The 762-nt window shown below is 70.6% G+C and carries 2 protein-coding genes; both read right to left on the bottom strand.

The window, feature by feature from the left end:
* Positions 1-227 (bottom strand): methyltransferase domain-containing protein (locus F6Q13_RS18480; protein WP_293059638.1); only part of this gene is annotated, 227 nt, incomplete at its 3' end.
* A gap of 9 nt (positions 228-236) precedes the next feature.
* Positions 237-762: TIGR03620 family F420-dependent LLM class oxidoreductase (locus F6Q13_RS18475; RefSeq protein WP_293059635.1), on the bottom strand; the 526-nt coding region annotated here is incomplete at its 5' end.

Below are 762 nucleotides of genomic sequence, written 5' to 3'. Positions count from 1 at the left end.
GCCTTGCCGACGAAGTCGACTCCGGTGACGTGCCATCCGTGCCGGGCCAGATAGATCGACGCGTCCCCGGTGCCGCAGCCGAGGTCGAGGGCCGATCCCGGCGGCAGCACCGGGGTGTGCCCGGTTCCCTCGACGAGGTTGCGCAACGTCGCCGACTGCGGGTGGCCGTCCCACGGGGTGAACCCCACGGTGTAGAAGATCCGGAACAGGGTTTCCCGCGCTGCCACGGCCCCACTTTATGCCCGGTCGCGGCAGGCCGCGGCGATGCGACGCCAGTGCTGGCGAGGGAATTCCCGGGGGTCTGCGGTGAGCACCTGGATGCAGACGTGGTCGGCGCCGGCCGCCTGATGCTCGGCGATCCTGCGCAGGACTGCCTCCTCGTCGCCCCAGGCGATGATCGCGTCGAAGAGCCGGTCGCTGATCTCGGCCAGGTCGTCCGCCGAAAAACCGCTGCGCAGCAAGTTGTTCGCGTAGTTGGGCAACCCTAAATACCCACGCAGCCAACCGGTTCCGATGGTGCGGGCCTCCTCGGCGCTGTCGGTGAGAATGACGGCCTGCTCCGGCAGCAACAGCGGCCCCGCGCCCAGGATCGACCGGGCTGTGGCGGTGTGATCGGGAGTGACCAGGTAGGGGTGGGCGCCGCGGGTCCGGCTGGCGGCAAGCGCCAGCATTTTCGGCCCCAGTGCGGCCAGCACCCGCTGCCCGACCGGCACCGGCTGTACCGCGGCGTCCAGCGCGTCCAGGAACGACGCGGTTGCCGCC

The sequence above is a fragment of the Mycobacterium sp. genome (assembly GCF_008709575.1).
In the GTDB taxonomy this organism is placed as follows: Bacteria; Actinomycetota; Actinomycetes; order Mycobacteriales; family Mycobacteriaceae; genus Mycobacterium.
The sequence above is the reverse complement of the archived record's forward strand: the minus strand, read 5'-3'. Positions and strand labels throughout refer to the sequence as shown.